The sequence below is a fragment of the Demequina sp. genome, from assembly GCF_016278775.1.
GTDB lineage: Bacteria > Actinomycetota > Actinomycetes > Actinomycetales > Demequinaceae > Demequina.
This window is the reverse complement of record NZ_JADQBF010000008.1, coordinates 23,498-38,754: the sequence shown is the minus strand read 5'-3', so window position 1 is coordinate 38,754 and position 15,257 is coordinate 23,498. Positions and strand designations below refer to the sequence as shown.

At 65.5% G+C, this 15,257-nt stretch carries 15 protein-coding genes; 11 read left to right on the top strand and 4 right to left on the bottom strand.

Going from position 1 to position 15,257, the window contains the following annotated elements; all coding sequences use genetic code 11:
• The 7 genes from QZZ33_RS01725 to QZZ33_RS01695 form a co-directional block, all read left to right on the top strand.
• The coding region (locus tag QZZ33_RS01725) for a hypothetical protein (RefSeq protein ID WP_291377748.1) at positions 1–514 on the top strand (514 nt) is incomplete at its 5' end.
• Positions 515–541: 27 nt separating this feature from the next.
• A complete protein-coding gene (locus QZZ33_RS01720) occupies positions 542–5,386 on the top strand; it encodes an RHS repeat-associated core domain-containing protein (RefSeq protein WP_291377747.1) in 4,845 nt (1,614 codons plus the stop codon).
• Positions 5,383–5,865 carry a hypothetical protein gene (locus QZZ33_RS01715; RefSeq protein WP_291377746.1) on the top strand — a complete coding sequence of 161 codons (483 nt, stop codon included), beginning with the start codon at positions 5,383–5,385 and terminating at the stop codon, positions 5,863–5,865. The genes QZZ33_RS01720 and QZZ33_RS01715 overlap by 4 nt, the downstream gene beginning before the upstream one ends.
• 105 nt (positions 5,866–5,970) lie before the next feature.
• Positions 5,971–7,845: an RHS repeat-associated core domain-containing protein gene (locus tag QZZ33_RS01710; protein ID WP_291377745.1), complete on the top strand. Its 1,875-nt coding sequence runs from the start codon at positions 5,971–5,973 to the stop codon at positions 7,843–7,845.
• 3 nt (positions 7,846–7,848) lie between these two features.
• Complete coding sequence (locus tag QZZ33_RS01705) at positions 7,849–8,319, top strand: hypothetical protein (protein WP_291377744.1); 471 nt, start codon at positions 7,849–7,851, stop codon at positions 8,317–8,319.
• Positions 8,320–8,333: 14 nt separating this feature from the next.
• Positions 8,334–8,984: a polymorphic toxin-type HINT domain-containing protein gene (locus QZZ33_RS01700; protein ID WP_291377743.1), complete on the top strand. Its 651-nt coding sequence runs from the start codon at positions 8,334–8,336 to the stop codon at positions 8,982–8,984.
• Between the two features lie 2 nt (positions 8,985–8,986).
• Positions 8,987–9,292: a hypothetical protein gene (locus tag QZZ33_RS01695; RefSeq protein ID WP_291377742.1), complete on the top strand. Its 306-nt coding sequence runs from the start codon at positions 8,987–8,989 to the stop codon at positions 9,290–9,292.
• A 79-nt stretch (positions 9,293–9,371) separates the two neighbouring features.
• On the opposite strand, the gene QZZ33_RS01690 is transcribed toward QZZ33_RS01695, so the two are convergent.
• Positions 9,372–9,923 carry a TetR/AcrR family transcriptional regulator gene (locus QZZ33_RS01690; RefSeq protein WP_291377741.1) on the bottom strand — a complete coding sequence of 184 codons (552 nt, stop codon included), beginning with the start codon at positions 9,921–9,923 and terminating at the stop codon, positions 9,372–9,374.
• Between the two features lie 108 nt (positions 9,924–10,031).
• Here QZZ33_RS01690 and QZZ33_RS01685 point away from each other — a divergent pair, with 108 nt between their 5' ends.
• Positions 10,032–10,802, top strand: coding sequence for a DUF3995 domain-containing protein (locus QZZ33_RS01685; RefSeq protein WP_291377740.1), 771 nt, complete (start codon positions 10,032–10,034; stop codon positions 10,800–10,802).
• Between the two features lie 30 nt (positions 10,803–10,832).
• Here the strand turns inward: QZZ33_RS01685 and sigJ are convergent, their stop codons facing one another.
• The 3 genes from sigJ to QZZ33_RS01670 all read right to left on the bottom strand — a co-directional run bounded on the left by sigJ (position 10,833) and on the right by QZZ33_RS01670 (position 13,036).
• Positions 10,833–11,753, bottom strand: coding sequence for an RNA polymerase sigma factor SigJ (gene sigJ / locus QZZ33_RS01680; protein WP_291377739.1), 921 nt, complete (start codon positions 11,751–11,753; stop codon positions 10,833–10,835).
• Between the two features lie 2 nt (positions 11,754–11,755).
• Entirely contained in the window at positions 11,756–12,559 is an 804-nt protein-coding gene (locus tag QZZ33_RS01675) for an NAD(P)H-binding protein (RefSeq protein ID WP_291377738.1), read from the bottom strand.
• Between the two features lie 135 nt (positions 12,560–12,694).
• On the bottom strand, positions 12,695–13,036 hold the full coding sequence (locus QZZ33_RS01670; protein ID WP_291377737.1) for a DUF2200 domain-containing protein: 342 nt from the start codon (positions 13,034–13,036) through the stop codon (positions 12,695–12,697).
• Between the two features lie 40 nt (positions 13,037–13,076).
• On the opposite strand from QZZ33_RS01670, the gene QZZ33_RS01665 reads away from it, so the two are divergent.
• The 3 genes from QZZ33_RS01665 to QZZ33_RS01655 all read left to right on the top strand — a co-directional run bounded on the left by QZZ33_RS01665 (position 13,077) and on the right by QZZ33_RS01655 (position 15,238).
• A complete protein-coding gene (locus QZZ33_RS01665; RefSeq protein WP_291377736.1) occupies positions 13,077–13,559 on the top strand; it encodes an NUDIX domain-containing protein in 483 nt (160 codons plus the stop codon).
• A 105-nt stretch (positions 13,560–13,664) separates the two neighbouring features.
• Entirely contained in the window at positions 13,665–14,153 is a 489-nt protein-coding gene (locus QZZ33_RS01660; RefSeq protein ID WP_291377735.1) for a hypothetical protein, read from the top strand.
• Positions 14,154–14,170: 17 nt separating this feature from the next.
• Positions 14,171–15,238, top strand: coding sequence for an adenosine deaminase (locus tag QZZ33_RS01655; protein ID WP_291377734.1), 1,068 nt, complete (start codon positions 14,171–14,173; stop codon positions 15,236–15,238).
• The last annotated feature ends 19 nt before the right edge of the window (positions 15,239–15,257 follow it).

The following is a 15,257-nucleotide window of genomic DNA, read 5'->3' as shown; positions in this document are numbered from 1 at the left end:
GGTGAATCAGGAGGTGCGCTATACGGATGGCGCGTATGCGGTTCATATTGTTGATGTGACGTCGGGTGAGGTTGTTAAGACGTGCACCGTCGGGTCATACCAGGGTGGTGGTCGGGACCGGTGTGCGGTGACGACGGCTTTCTACACGGGTGACCCGCACCAGTATGTGGCCTATGTATCGGCGACCGAGGATTACGAGTCCGATGTTCAGGCGCAGTCTGCTCCGGTGACGGTGGCTCGGGCGCCGTGGACGGTGTCGTTGACGTCGTCTGTTGATGTGTTTTCTGCGGGGTCTCAGTTTGAGTTGGCTGCGTTGGTGAATCAGGAGGTGCGCTATACGGATGGCGCGTATGCGGTTCATATTGTTGATGTGACGTCGGGTGAGGTTGTTAAGACGTGCACCGTCGGGTCATACCAGGGTGGTGGTCGGGACCGGTGTGCGGTGACGACGGCTTTCTACACGGGTGACCCGCACCAGTATGTGGCCTATGTATCGGCGACCGAGGATTACTAGTCCGACGTCCAAGCCTTGTCGGCACCCGTGACAGTTGCGCGCAAGTCATGGAGCGCCACTCTCACCGTCGACAAGACGGTCTTCGCCGCGGGTCAGTCGTTCACGCTAAAGGCGACGGCGGACCAGAACGTGTACTACACGGGCGGCAACTACTCCCTCTACATCGTTGACATTGGTTCGGGCGAGGTGGTGAAGGAGTGCACCAGCGGCACCACGTGCACGCTGACCACCAAGTTCTACACCGGGGATCCGCGCACCTATCAAGCGTTTGTGGCTTCCCGACCGGACGGCTACGAGGTCGACCGGCAAGTCGCGACCAACAGCGTGAACGTCGCACGCCAAGCTTGGCAGGTCTCGCTGGAAACTGTCTCCGAGGCGGCTCCCGACGCCAACGGCATGGTCAAGACCACATTCAGCGCCGTCACTAATCAGAACATCGGCTATACCGACAAGAACTACCGCACGTACATCTACGACGTCACTGCCAGTCGGAGCATCGCTATCTGTACGTCGGGAACCACCTGCACTGGATGGACGAACTTTCCCGAAGGCAACCCGCACCGGGTGATCGCCTACGTCGCGGGCATCGGCAATCCCTGGGTCGACCAGCAGGCCAGGAGCAACGCCATCACCGCTCAGGCGGGCGGTGGCGCTGTGATCGCGGGTGAGACCTACGGCGGAGCCAACCCGGCCGAGGCGTGCGCCAGCACGTGCCGCGCCGATCCAGTGAACACACAATCCGGTGAGTTCTTCGAGACCACCACCGACATTGGCCTTCCAGGAGTCGGCCCCAACGTGAGTTGGACGCGGACGTACTCCGCGCAGCGCGCGGGGACGCCTGGTGCCTTCGGATACGGGTGGACCGCTAGTGCAGGCATGGCCGTGGCGTCGGCGGACGACGATCCACTCGCCTTGGCGCAGGCGGTCAACGTGGTGCAGGAGAACGGGTCGCTCACAAGGTTCATTCGTACGGAAGATGGCACGTTCGAGGCCCCCGACAGGGTCTTCGCCACGCTCACCTACGATCCCGTCGACGGCTACCGATACGTGCGTGGCGGCAACGAGGTGTTTCTCTTCACGCCCCAGGGCGCGCTCACGCGCATCGAAGACAACAACGGCAACGGGATGGACGTCACGGTCAACGCTGGCGGGCAGGTGACGGGTCTCACTGCAGACGACGGCCGCGCGCTCACGGTGACCTACGCCAACGGCAGGGTCACGCGCGTCGAGGACAGCACGGGCCGCGAGGTCACTTACACCTACAGCGCCGCGGGCGACCTGACCTCCGTGAACGGCTTTGGAGGCACGGTCTCCAACTATTCGTACGACGCCAACCACCGGGTGGTCTCCATGACCAAGCCAGGCGGCGCGGTCACCACCAACACGTACGACGCAGAGGGTCGGGTGATCGAGCAGGTCGACCCCATCGGGCGGTCAACCAGCTTCGAGTACCTCGCGGGCGAGACCCGCGTCACCGACAACTTGGGCGTCGTCACGATCGAGCGCTACTCGAACGGACAACTGACGTCCATGACGTCGGCCGCAGGCACTCCCGCCGAGGCCACCGTGTCCTACACCTACACGAGCGGCAACCAGGTGGCGAGCATGACGGATGCGCTGGGCCGGGTCGCGTACTACTCGTACGACGCGCGCGGCAACAGGGTGTGGATCATCAACACCCTGGGCGCCATGACCAAGTTCGCGTATGACGAGAACGGCCACTTGGTCACCGTGACCAACGCGCTCAACCAGGTCACGACCTTCGAGAACGACGCCAAGGGCAACCCTGTCGCCGTGACCGACGCCCTGGGCAACCGCACGGTCAACACGCTCAACGAGAAGGGCCAGGTCACCGCCGTGACCGACGCGCTCGGCCGCACCAGCACCGTCGAGCACGACGCTCACGGCAGGCCGATCGCCCAAGTCTCGCCTGGCGGGGTGCGCACGGAGATCGAGTACGACGCGCTGGGCCTGGTGATCGCGTCGGTTGACCCGCGCGGCACGCAACCGGGCGACGATCGTGACGACTATCGCTCGACGTACGCCTACAACGCGCTGGGGCTGCGGACGTCGGCCACTGACCCGTTGGGCAACTCGATGTCGTACGCCTACGACAACGCGGGCCGCACCACATCGACCACGGACGCGCTCGGTCACGCGACCACCCTCACGTATGACGCGGCGGGCCAGATCCTGACCTCCACGGACGCGTCGGGCGCCACGACCAGCTTCGCGTACGACGGCGTCGGCAGGGTCACGGGGGTCACGGCTCCTGACGGGTCGACGGTGAGCACGGTCTACGACGCGGCGGGCAGGCCCACGCAGTCGATTGACGCCTTGGGCAATGCGACCAGCTACACCTACGACGTGGCCGGTCAGCTCCTCACGGAGACGTCCCCTGAGGGCAGGGTGACCACGTACCAGTACAACAACGGCGGTCACCCCACCAAGGTCACTGACCCGGCGGGCGGCGTCACCACGATGGCGTATGACCTGTTGGGCAGGGTGACGTCGGTGACGGACCCTGATGGTCGCACCACGATGACCTCGTATGACGCTGTTGGCAGGGTGGTGCAGACGCGGCGTAGTGATGGGGCGACGGAGAACTACGTTTACGACGCTGTGGGTCAGGTGACGAGTTCGACGGACGTGAACGGGCGGGTCACCACGTTTGCGTATGACGTTGATGGCAATGTGGTCTCGTCGGTTGATTTTGCGGGGCGGACTACGTCGGCGACGTATGTGGATGGTTTCCGTGTGGCGGTGACGGACGCGGCGGGTGAGACCACTACGACGTCGTATGACGTGCGGGGGCTTGCCACGGGTGTGACGTATTCGAGTGGTTTGGCACCCAGTGCGATGGTTTATGACGCTGTGGGTCGGGTCACGTCCGCGACGGATGCGGCAGGTCAGACGGACTACACGTATGACGTGTTGGGCAGGGTCACCGCCATCGAAGGCCCCACGGGTGATGTGGGGTACGCGTATAACGCGGCGGGGAATGTGGCGTCGGTGACGTATCCGGGTGGTCGGGTGGTGGAGCGCACGTATGACGCTGCCGGCCGGGTTACTGGGTTCGAGACTGACGGTGTGGGTGCGTTTGGGGTGGTGTGGACGGCCGATGGTTTGGTGGACGCTGTCACCTATCCCAACGGGGTGGCCACGGACTACACCTATGATCTGGCGGGGCGTGCGACGGACATCTCGGTGACGGGGTCCGCGGGTGCGGTATTGGATCTGGGGTATGCGTACACGCCTGGCAGTTTGATGTCTTCTCGCACGACGGCACGTGATGGTGGTGTGGCGGTCTCGGAGGATGTGACGTGGGATGCGGCGGCACGGTTGTCGACGATTTCGTCCATGAGCTCGGGTGTGCCGGTGCAGTACACGCCGTCGAGTGAGGTGACGCGGGCTGATGATGGTGCGTTGTTGGCGTGGGGTGCGGATGGGTCGTTGACGTCACGCACAGTCGGTGCTGACGTGACGGCGTATGCGTCGGACGGTTTGGGTCGGCGGGTGTCGACGACGACGGCGTCGGGCGATGTGACGTCGTTTGGGTGGGATCAGGTCGGTCGCATGACTGCTCTCACGGACACGGTGACGGGGTCTCAGACGGACTACACCTACAGCGCTGGTTTGCGTATTGGTGCGGCGACGACGGTGGGTGAGGACACGGCGACCGAAGCGTTCACGTGGGACACGTTGGCTGGGGTGCCACTGCTGTTGTCGGACGCGACGCACGAGTACATCTACGGGCTTGGCACCGCCCCGGTGGCACAGGTCGACACCACTACAGGTGAGGTGGTGTTCCTCCACGGCGACCTGATTGGGTCGACCAGGACTGCGACGGACGCGTCTGGCACCCAGGTGGGCTCGTGGGACTACTCGGTGTTTGGTGAGACCCTGACTGCCACCGGGGGTGCGGCCGGTGATGGTGCCGGGGTGACGCGGTTCTTGTTTGCGGGCGAGTACCTGGACGACACGGGGCTCTACTATCTGCGGGCGAGGTTCTATGACCCGGTGACGGCGTCGTTCCTCAGTGTCGACCCTGCCCTGTCGGCCACGGGTAGCCCGTATGCGTATGCGTCGGGCAACCCGTTGCAGCTGGTGGACCCGTTGGGGTTGTGGTCGATTAAGGGGGCGTGGGATTCGGCCACGTCGGCGGTGAGCTCTGCGGTCAGTACGACGGTTGATGCGGCGGCGTCGGCAGTGTCGGCGACAGGTACCTGGATTGCGGACAACAAGGGTGTCATCATCGGTGCCGCTGCGGGCATCGTGGTTGGTGGTGGCTGTTTGGTGTTGACGGCTGGTGCAGGGTCGGTGGCGTGTGCGGCACTGGGTGGTGCGGTGGGTGGCATGGTGACCTACGCCATCGACACCCCGAAGGAGTGTTGGACTGCGGGCGGGTTCTTCGTCTCCGGTGCTGTCGGTGGTGTGTTCGGGGGTTTGACCGCAGGGGCCGGTAATGCTTTGGCACCGTTGGCGTCCAAAGCGTTCACCGCTGCCGCGTCACGGGCCACCCCAGCAATCAGAAACGCGGTGAGCAAGACGGTCGCGATGACAAAGTCCCGGTTGGACAGCGCAAGGTCTCGCATCTCCCAGGCCGCCGACGACGCGCGTGCCAACCCTGACGAAGGATCGATCACGATTGGCCGGTTCGATCCCGACGAAGACGCGCTCGTTCAGCTGGCGAAGGAGGCGAAGCGGTCAGGCGGTGTGTCCCAAGAGGACGGGAACGTCCTCGCCGGTTGGGCCGACGAACTTGGAATGCCGGGGCATGGACCAGCAATCCACGTGGGCCGGCCGGGCTTCGGTGGCACCGTTCCGCACGTGAACATAGGCCCCATCAAGCACATTAGGGTGAAGCCGTGAGTGCCCGAACGACGTTTGACGCAGTTGTGCCAGTGCGCGATGAGTTGTACAAGGAGTTGCTGGAGCGCGTGTGCCCTTTCGCGCACTACGCCGGGCTGGTAATCAGGTCTGAACAGGTGCGGCTGACGACGGGCGGGGCGGCTGTTCTTGACCAGTTGGAGCCGTTCTTGGTGAGACGCGAAGATGTCAAGAGTTGGCCCGGCACCCTGCTCATCGGCACAAGAGTGTCTCGGCGCGACCTCTTTGCACTGACGCCGGAGTCGATTGATGTACTCAAGAGCGCCGCGTCCGAGCTGTCGGCCTGGGTAAACCCCGACCTTCCCGAGGACTTGCACCTTCTCCGAGAAGACGGCACAACGGTCCTCGGCAGCGTTGCACAGCACGAAGATGCGTGGTTGGAACTGGACGATTGGGAATCCCGTGACTTCGACGCGACCGCGTCTGACGCCTTGCACAAGGCGTTCGTAGCGCGACCCTAGCGGTCTTCGTCGATGAGTTCGGGTGTGCCGGTGCAGTACCTGCCGTCTAGCGAGGTGACGCGGGCTGATGATGGTGCGTTGTTGGCGTGGGGTGCGGATGGGTCGTTGACGTCACGCACAGTCGGTGCTGACGTGACGGCGTATGCGTCGGACGGTTTGGGTCGGCGGGTGTCGACGACGACGGCGTCGGGCGATGTGACGTCGTTTGGGTGGGATCAGGTCGGTCGCATGACTGCTCTCACGGACACGGTGACGGGGTCTCAGACGGACTACACCTACAGCGCTGGTTTGCGTATTGGTGCGGCGACGACGGTGGGTGAGGACACGGCGACCGAAGCGTTCACGTGGGACACGTTGGCTGGGGTGCCACTGCTGTTGTCGGACGCGACGCACGAGTACATCTACGGGCTTGGCACCGCCCCGGTGGCACAGGTCGACACCACTACAGGTGAGGTGGTGTTCCTCCACGGCGACCTGATTGGGTCGACCAGGACTGCGACGGACGCGTCTGGCACCCAGGTGGGCTCGTGGGACTACTCGGTGTTTGGTGAGACCCTGACTGCCACCGGGGGTGCGGCCGGTGATGGTGCCGGGGTGACGCGGTTCTTGTTTGCGGGCGAGTACCTGGACGACACGGGGCTCTACTATCTGCGGGCGAGGTTCTATGACCCGGTGACGGCGTCGTTCCTCAGTGTCGACCCTGCCCTGTCGGCCACGGGTAGCCCGTATGCGTATGCGTCGGGCAACCCGTTGCAGCTGGTGGACCCGTTGGGGTTGTGGTCGATTAAGGGGGCGTGGGATTCGGCCACGTCGGCGGTGAGCTCTGCGGTCAGTACGACGGTTGATGCGGCGGCGTCGGCAGTGTCGGCGACAGGTACCTGGATTGCGGACAACAAGGGTGTCATCATCGGTGCCGCTGCGGGCATCGTGGTTGGTGGTGGCTGTTTGGTGTTGACGGCTGGTGCAGGGTCGGTGGCGTGTGCGGCACTGGGTGGTGCGGTGGGTGGCATGGTGACCTACGCCATCGACACCCCGAAGGAGTGTTGGACTGCGGGCGGGTTCTTCGTCTCCGGTGCTGTCGGTGGTGTGTTCGGGGGTTTGACCGCAGGGGCCGGTAATGCTTTGGCACCGTTGGCGTCCAAAGCGTTCACCGCTGCCGCGTCACGGGCCACCCCAGCAATCAGAAACGCGATCAACCGCACAGTGACAGCGCTGAAACCAAGGCCGTCAGCGAAGCCTTCCGTGAAGCCCCGCACGGCCGACGCGTGTTCCTTCGCTGGTCCGACGGCGGTGGTAATGGCTGACGGGTCGACCAAGGCGATCGAGGACATCGAGGTCGGTGACGAGGTGCTCGCAGAGGATCCTGTCACGGGGGAACGTGGTGCACACAGGGTGTCGAATGTGTGGGTCCATGACGACGTGATGGTCGACTTCGATGTTGACGGCAGTGTGGTCACAACCACCGAGGACCACCCGTTCTGGAACGTCACCGATGGGGCGTGGGAAGGCCCGCAAGACTTCGATGCGGGAGACACAGTCCTCACCGCCGACGGGAACCTGCTTGTCACCGAGGGTTTGGTGCCCGACACGTGGATCACCGGCACGGCGTTCAACCTCACGGTCGAAGACCTCCACACTTACTTCGTCGTCGTCGCCGACGAAGGCGTACTCGTGCACAACACGTGCGGCCCCGGTATTGACGAGTTTTTCGAATCAGCAACCACCGATTTGCCGGGCAACAACGGCCTGACCGCCGTGGGACGGTCGTACCAGAAACACGCGCCGAGAGGGGACTTTCCTCCGTTGACAACAGCAAGCGAAATGAACGCTGCGGGGGCTGACGTTCTCATGGAAGTGCTCACCAATCCAGCGACAGTGCGGACTGGCTTGAGCAGAGGTGGCACGTCGTTTGTTGTGCCGAATGGGCCTCGCGCCGTCTTCAACCCGAATGGGTCTCTTCAGTACATCGCCGGGAGGTAGCCAATGCGTGAAGAATCTGGGCCTGTCAATCTAGAGTTCGCACGACGTGTCGTGGGGCGGAGGGTTCTGCGGGTTGAAGCACTCGATTTCGGCCAAGAGGATCCCGGGTCTTCCATTGAGGGGACCGTTGTGAGGGTCGAGTTGGGAGTTGTGTTCTCCTTCAACGAGGGCGCTCCTCTCACCGTTTCTTGGGGAAGCGGTACTCGGCTGGAAACCTTGGTCTATGGCGAGCAGGAGTTTCCGGCTGTCGCGAAACCTAGCCCCAGGACTGACATCACTCCCATGTTTGCGCCGATCTGCGAAGGCTCAATCGAGTCTGTCTCGATCACCTACTTCTGGGCTGAGCAAGCTGAGGAGATTGCTCCCGGGGGGGTGCTACTCAGGGGATCGGGCGGTGGCGTCTCGATCGCACTTGAGAGCTTGGTCGTCAAAGGGGGCGCCCCCGACGTGTTACTGATGAACAACTCCGCCTAGGTTAGGTCGGCGACGTGGCCTACGGGTACGCGCATTTGATCGAGTTCGGTGACGAGGTGCTCGCTGAGGATCCTGTCACGGGGGAACGTGGTGCACATCGGGTTTCGCATGTGTGGGTCCATGACGACGTGATGGTTGATTTCGAGGTCGACGGCAGTGTGGTCACGACCACTGAGGATCACCCGTTCTGGAACGTCACCGACGGGGTATGGGAAGGCCCGCAAGACTTCGATGCGGGAGACCGGGTTCTCACCGCCGACGGGAACCTGCTCGTCACCGGGGGTCTGGTCCCCGACACGTGGATCACCGGCACGGCGTTCAACCTCACGGTCGAAGACCTCCACACTTACTTCGTCGTCATCGCCGACGAAAGCGTACTCGTGCACAACGAGTGCCCCTGGCCCGATGGCTCGGTTGTCCCAACTGACGACATATTGGACGCCGGGAGCGCTCATCTCGGCGACGGCTACACTGAAATTGCGGACGGAGTCTTCCAGTCGGCGCACGACGCAGCAGGCGGTTTCACCCAGTTCAGGATCTCTCCGTCCGATTTGTTTGGACCCAACCCACCACATGCCAGTTTCGAGACGTTCGTGCCGCGACCCGGGACGGTCAGGTCAACGCGGACCGAGAACCTTCACGTGTTCTTTTCGGAACGAGTTTGACTGTGCTTCCTGAGGCCCCCGATGGTAAGCCTTATCGTGGTGCTGGCCTGGTTCCGGTGTTGGTGGGGGAGGACCCGCGCATCAGCATCGAACTGATCCATGGCGAGGTTCTTGTCCGGGCGGATGCCGATGGGCTCGCGACTTTGGCAAGGCTCTTCGCGGACTTGGCGGAACTAGCTCCGATCGCGCATGACTTTGTTCACCTCTACCCGGACATCGAACTAGAGCCCGGTTCCCTGCCGACGACCATCGGGACCTTGGTGGTTGACGACGCCGCCCTGCCCGGCTCGCACGCCGAGTCCGAGTGAGCCGGAATCCCTTGGTGCCCGCAGTGAGAGAGAGAATCTCAGGCTGCTCACACGGCGGGCCCGAGATCACACCGCCGGGCTACGACGGCGGAAGCACCAGCGTGTCGCCGAGCCGCTTCAGCGTGCCCGGTGGCAGCGGATCATGCCCATGGGAGCGCAACACGAACTCGCCGATCAGCGTGCGGTACATGAACTCCGCCCTCGTGCGCGCAACCCCCGCGTCGATGCCGCATTCCGAAAGCAGTCCCGTGACATAGCCGATGCGACGCTTGTCAACGCGCGCAGCCGTCGCAGCGGCGAGAGGGTCGTGGCGGGCCCACGCGCGAATGCCCAGCTCGATGCCGTCGTGCTCTGGTTGCCCGAAGGTGTGGGTGATGAGCGCGTGGACGCGAGCCGGGGGCGGGCCCGCGGTGGCGTCGACGGCAGCAATAATCGCCTCAGTGCCTTGCGACTCCCACATCTCCAGTACCCCCGCGAGCAGCGCCTCGCGGCTAGCGAAGTGCCAGTAGAAACTGCCCTTTGACACGCCGAGGCTCTGCGCGAGCGGTTCCACGCGCACCTGGTCGACGCCATGGGATGCCAGCCTGCGCGCGGCCGCGAGTACCCAGTCGGAGGCGGTGAGCGTGGACATCCTTTGACAATACGCCACCGTATGTTCTAGCCTGACCATACGCCACCGTATGGTGGCCGCTACGTGGGCGCAACTGGGCGTCTGCTGCCACTGGCAGAGGGGAACGTCGTGATCGAATGGCTCGCCGCCACCATCTTGGCCGTCATCGGAGTTGCGCACTCCGGATTGGGCGAGGCCCAGGTGATCCGGCCGCTGCTCGCCAACCGCGCTTGGCGCCTGCCCGCCATCCCGCGCGCCGCCGCGGACCCACTGCTGCGCTTCGCCTGGCACCTGACCACCGTCGCGTGGTGGGCGCTCGCGGCAGTGCTAATGGGAGCTCCCATCGAGGTCGCGTTCGCCGTGACGTGCCTGAGCGCGGCGGCGCTCATTCTGATCATGCTGCCTGGCCACTTGGCGTGGCCGCTGTTCCTCGCCGCAGGGCTACTCGCCCTGTGGGCGGCCGACGCCGTGCCCGCCTGGCTGGTATGGGCTGCAGTGGCGCTCGCGGTCGCCGTCGCGGTGGTCGCAGCCGCGTTTCACGTGGCGTGGGCGGCTGGCTCCCCGCGCGGCGTTGCCAACGTTATCCCTCAGGATCCCGACACCGGCGAACCCAAGTTCCGGCTGCGGCCAGGCGGGACGCTGGTCATCGCGGTCGCGCTGTTGGCCTACTCCGCGCTCGTGGTCACAGAAGCGCTCCATGCGGGCCCCGGCGTCCTCCGGGCCCCGGTGTATGCGGCGCTCGGGTTGCTCGTGCTGCGCGTGTTTGGCGACGGCAAGTGGACCGGGGTGCTCAAGAGCGTGCGCGGCACCGGATTTGCCGAAGCCGACGACCGCTATTGGACGCCAGCCGTCGCCCTGCTCGCGGTAGGGGCGTCGGCCGCGCTCGTGCTTGGAGCCTGAAGCCCGCCCTCGGCGCGGTAGCAACGAGCCTCACGCAGCGGTTCCCCTGAACCACCTGTCGCCTGCGGCATAGACCGAGCGCAACTTCTGAGGGTTGCGCATCACGTTGAACTCCGTGATGCGTCCGCTGTGCGTCTCGATCGAATACACGCTGAGCTCGTGACCCACTCGGAAGATGACGCCTGCCCGCCCATTGACGCGAGCGAGCGTGACCTCAAGTGCGTGGCCCTTGCGCAATGCCGTGGCCGCAAACCCGGCGAGCATCGCACCCACGCGGGCCTTGCCCGTCACCGGCTTGCGGGTAGCTGTCACCAGCCCGCCCCCGTCAGAACGGAACGTCACGCCCGGCGCAAGAGTCTCCACCAACGCCTTGAGGTTGCGGCCCTCGCAGGCCTCGGCGAACCGCGACACGACCTCCATGTGGGTGGCAGGGTCCGACTCGTAGCGCGGTGCCCGCGCACTCACGTGGCCGCGCCCGCGCCGTGCCGCCTGACGCACCGCGTCGGCGTTCTTGCCCACCACCCCGGCGACGTCTTGAGACGGCATCCCAAACACGTCGCACAACAAGAACGCGACCCGCTCCACGGGCGATAGTTGCTCCAGCACCACCAGCAGCGCCGTTGTCACGTCATCCGACTCGATAGCGGCGTCCGCGGTGCCGTCCCACCGCTCGACTTGTGGTTCCGGTAGCCAGGTCCCCACATAGTCTTCGCGCCGCCGACGCGCCGTCCGCAACTCGTCGAGCGCCACCCGCGACGCGGTGGTGGTGAGCCACGCACGGGGGCTGGCGATGCGCGCGTGGTCTTGGCGCGCCCACCGCAACCACGTCTCTTGCACGGCATCGTCAGCGTCGGCCACGCTGCCAAGGATCGAGTACGCGAGGCGGCCCAACCGCGGGCGCTCGGCCTCGAAGATGTCCGCGGGGTTGTCGCTCGCCGAGTGCTCGTTCACCGCTACACCTCCTTGCGTGCTCGCGCGTCAAGCCAGGATACGAACGATGTGCCTGTGAGCGTGGCGGCTCCAGGCTTGGGCGTCAGCGCGCCGCGCTTGGCGGCGCCCATGCCCGGCAGCGGAAGCCGCAGCGGCAGTGCCCTGTACCCGAGGGCACTCGCGTGCATCCTGGCCGCTGCGGCGAGCGTCAGCGATTCCGGACCAGCAATCTGAAGGATGTCGCTCGACGGGCCAGACTCGATCGCGTCGAGTATGGCCCGCGCCGCCGCGCCCGCCTCCACCGGCTGAAGAGGAAGCGGCGCGCGTGGGGAGACGCCGATGCGACGCGAAGCCGTCAGCAGCTTGTCGACAAACTGGTGGAACTGTGCGACCCGCAGCGTCAGGCTGGGGCCGTCCCACTCGCGCAGGATCCGCTCCTGTTCCACCTTGGCCTTGTAGTAGCCGCCTGGAAGGGCTTCGCAGCCGATGATGGAGGGCAGCACGACGAGCGGTCCGCCAGGAGAGGCGGGGGACTGGGCGCGGCGAACGGCGTCGAGCGTCGTCGTCAACCCTGCGCACATCGCTTGGTGCGGTGCGCTGGTGGCGTTGACCGCGTAGACCACCACATCCGCGCCTGCCACAGCGTCGGCAACGCCTTGTCCCGTCGTGATGTCGACGCTCACGCGGGTCGCTCCGTCAAGTCGAGCGTCGTCATGGTCGCCTGCGTGTCGCGACGCAACGGTCACAGTGTGCCCGCGCGATGCGGCTTCACGGGCGAGAGCCGAGCCCGCCATCCCCGTGCCTCCCAGAATGCTGATGTGCGTCATGGCGCTCCTCGTGTTCGTCCTACAAGGAAGACGGCATAGCGGCACGCGCTGTGACATAGCCGCGGCCCGGAGCCCACGCGGCGAACGCAGCGCTGGTGCTTGGAGCCTGAAGCCCGGCCTCTGCACACCAGGGACCTAGTCGCGCAGCACCTTCTCCACAGCCTTGCCGCGAGCAAGCTCGTCCACCAGCTTGTCCAGGTAGCGGATCTTCTGCATGAGCGGATCTTCAATCTGCTCGACCCGCACTCCACAAATCACACCGGTGATGAGCGCCGCGTTGGGGTGTAGCGTCGCATCGGCGAAGAACTCCTCGAACGTCGTACCCGCCTCGAGGTGCCTGTCCAAGGCGGCCTTGTCAAACCCGGTCAGCCACTCGATGACCTGGTCCAACTCCGCTTGCGTGCGCCCCTTGCGCTCCACCTTGGTCACGTAGAGGGGGTAGACCGTGGCGAAGGGCATGCCGAAGATCCGGTGCATACCGGCGAGCGTAGCCCGCCCGCAGTTCTAGGGTGGGTGCATGCCGACGCCCGACTTTGTCCTCGACCTGCGAGCCAAGGTCGGTCACGACCTGTTGTGGATGCCCGGCGTGACCGCAGTGGTGCTGCGCGACACCCCATCGGGAGGTCGCGAGGTGCTGCTGGTCAAGCGAGCAGACACCGGCGCGTGGACCCCCGTGACTGGCATCGTCGACCCGGGCGAGCAGCCAGCCGTGGCCGGCGCCCGCGAGGTGCTCGAGGAGGCCGACGTCGTCGCCCACGCGCAGGCGCTCACGTCGGTTCGCTCCCTGGAGCCAATGCAATACGCCAACGGAGACCGCGCGCAATACCTGGACCTCACCTTCCGCTTCCGCTACGTGAGCGGCGATCCGCACCCCGCCGACGGTGAGAACACCGACGCCGGTTGGTTCCCCCTTGACGCGATGCCGCCGATGTCTGCGGCCATGGCCGCGCGGGTGGCGTCGGCGCTCGAACCGGGCGATGTATGCCAGTTCCGGGCCTGATGTCCGGCTCACCCAATCTCGCTGCTTGGACGGCGCATTATGACGCGATAACCTACAAAGTGTGAGGAACTCGACACGGCGCACGGAGGGCTTGACGGTGCGCCGATGACGGACACGGGGATGGTCGAGTCGCTGCCCGCGAGGTTCAAGAGCACGCGGGGATGGCTCGTCGCCGCAGTGGTGGCCACGGGCGCCACCGCGTGGATGGCTGTCGCGTTCGCTTCAGACACCGCCGTCGGGCTCGCGTGGCAACTTGGCGTGGTCGGGCTGTCCGTGACGCTCGGTTCTGCAGAGGTCGCATACCTGGCGTGGCACAACTGGATGCACGGTGAGCGAGGGATAGCCCTGGCCGTGACCGCTGGCGCAAGCCTCGGCTCCCTGCTGATGGTGGGGGCGGCCGTCGGGGGAGTGACCGCCAGAGACCTCATCGGATGTGCGGCCGGTGTGGGGCTGTTGGGCATGGCCACCGCGGTCGGACTCTTCGGCATCTACCGGGCGACGGGCAAGTCGAGCGCGGCCACGCTCACTGGCATGTTCATCCTGCTCGGCCTCGTGTACTTCTCCTCCGTGCTGTGGGGAGCCGTGCCGCGGTAGCGCCGTACGCTTGACCCATGACCCTCACCACCCCCCAGATTCTCGCCCTGCCCAAGGTTGTGCTCCACGACCACCTCGACGGCGGCCTGCGGCCGTCCACTCTGATTGAACTGGCTGGCGAGATCGGCCACGAGCTGCCCTCGACCGACCCGGACGAGCTCCAGCAGTTGTTCGTCGAGAACGCCAACTCCGGGGACCTGGTGCGCTATCTCGAGGCCTTCGCGCACACCACCGCGGTGATGCAGACCGCCCCGAACCTGACCCGTATTGCCCGCGAGGCCGTCGTTGACCTCGCTGCGGACGGCGTCGTCTACGCCGAGCTGCGCTACGCACCCGAGCAGCACGTCGCTGGAGGCCTGACCCTCCAAGAGGTGGTCGAGGCCGTGCAGGCTGGTATCGAAGAGGGCGTCGCCGAGGCGGCGGAAGCCGGCCACGGCATCCGCGCCGCCGCGCTGCTGGACGCCATGCGTCACCTTGACCGCTCCTACGAGATCGCGGAGCTGGCCATCGCCAACCGGGGCCGCTGCTGCGTCGGCTTCGATATCGCCGGCCCCGAACTCGGCTTCCCGCCCTCCAAGCACCGTGAGGCCTTCCAGTTGCTGCGCGAGAACCACATGCCCGTCACGATTCACGCAGGCGAGGCCGACGGCGCCGCTTCCGTGGGCGAGGCACTGGGGCTTGGCAGCGCCCGACGCTTGGGCCATGGTGTGCGCATTCACGAGGACATCGAGAACTTCGGTACAGAAGAGGAGCCCGTGTTCGGCGTGATCGCCCAGCACGCGCTGGACGAGCAGATTCCGCTCGAGTGCAGCCCCACCTCCAACGTCCACACTGCCGCGGCCACGTCCATCGAAGACCACCCGATGCACGAGCTGCGCGACCTCGGCTTCGCCGTCACCATCAACACCGACAACCGCCTGGTATCGGGGGTGTCCATGTCGGGGGAGTTCGAGGCCTTGGTGGGCGCTGGCTGGACCAAGGAGGATCTCTTTGAGGCCACCCTGGTGGCAGCGTGGGGCGCGTTCCTGCCCTACCACGAGCGCGCCGACCTGGCAGAGGGCATCGTCGAGGGATACGAGGCCTGAGCGGACGTAGGCTGGGACC

Excerpts from the sequence above, each read along its gene's own strand:
- QZZ33_RS01705 (WP_291377744.1), top strand. The coding sequence starts at position 7,849 with ATGCGTGAAGAATCTGGGCCTGTCAATCTAGAGTTCGCACGACGTGTC.
- QZZ33_RS01690 (WP_291377741.1), bottom strand. The coding sequence starts at position 9,923 with ATGTCCACGCTCACCGCCTCCGACTGGGTACTCGCGGCCGCGCGCAGG.
- QZZ33_RS01675 (WP_291377738.1), bottom strand. The coding sequence starts at position 12,559 with ATGACGCACATCAGCATTCTGGGAGGCACGGGGATGGCGGGCTCGGCT.
- QZZ33_RS01670 (WP_291377737.1), bottom strand. The coding sequence starts at position 13,036 with ATGCACCGGATCTTCGGCATGCCCTTCGCCACGGTCTACCCCCTCTAC.
- QZZ33_RS01665 (WP_291377736.1), top strand. The coding sequence starts at position 13,077 with ATGCCGACGCCCGACTTTGTCCTCGACCTGCGAGCCAAGGTCGGTCAC.
- QZZ33_RS01660 (WP_291377735.1), top strand. The coding sequence starts at position 13,665 with ATGACGGACACGGGGATGGTCGAGTCGCTGCCCGCGAGGTTCAAGAGC.
- QZZ33_RS01655 (WP_291377734.1), top strand. The coding sequence starts at position 14,171 with ATGACCCTCACCACCCCCCAGATTCTCGCCCTGCCCAAGGTTGTGCTC.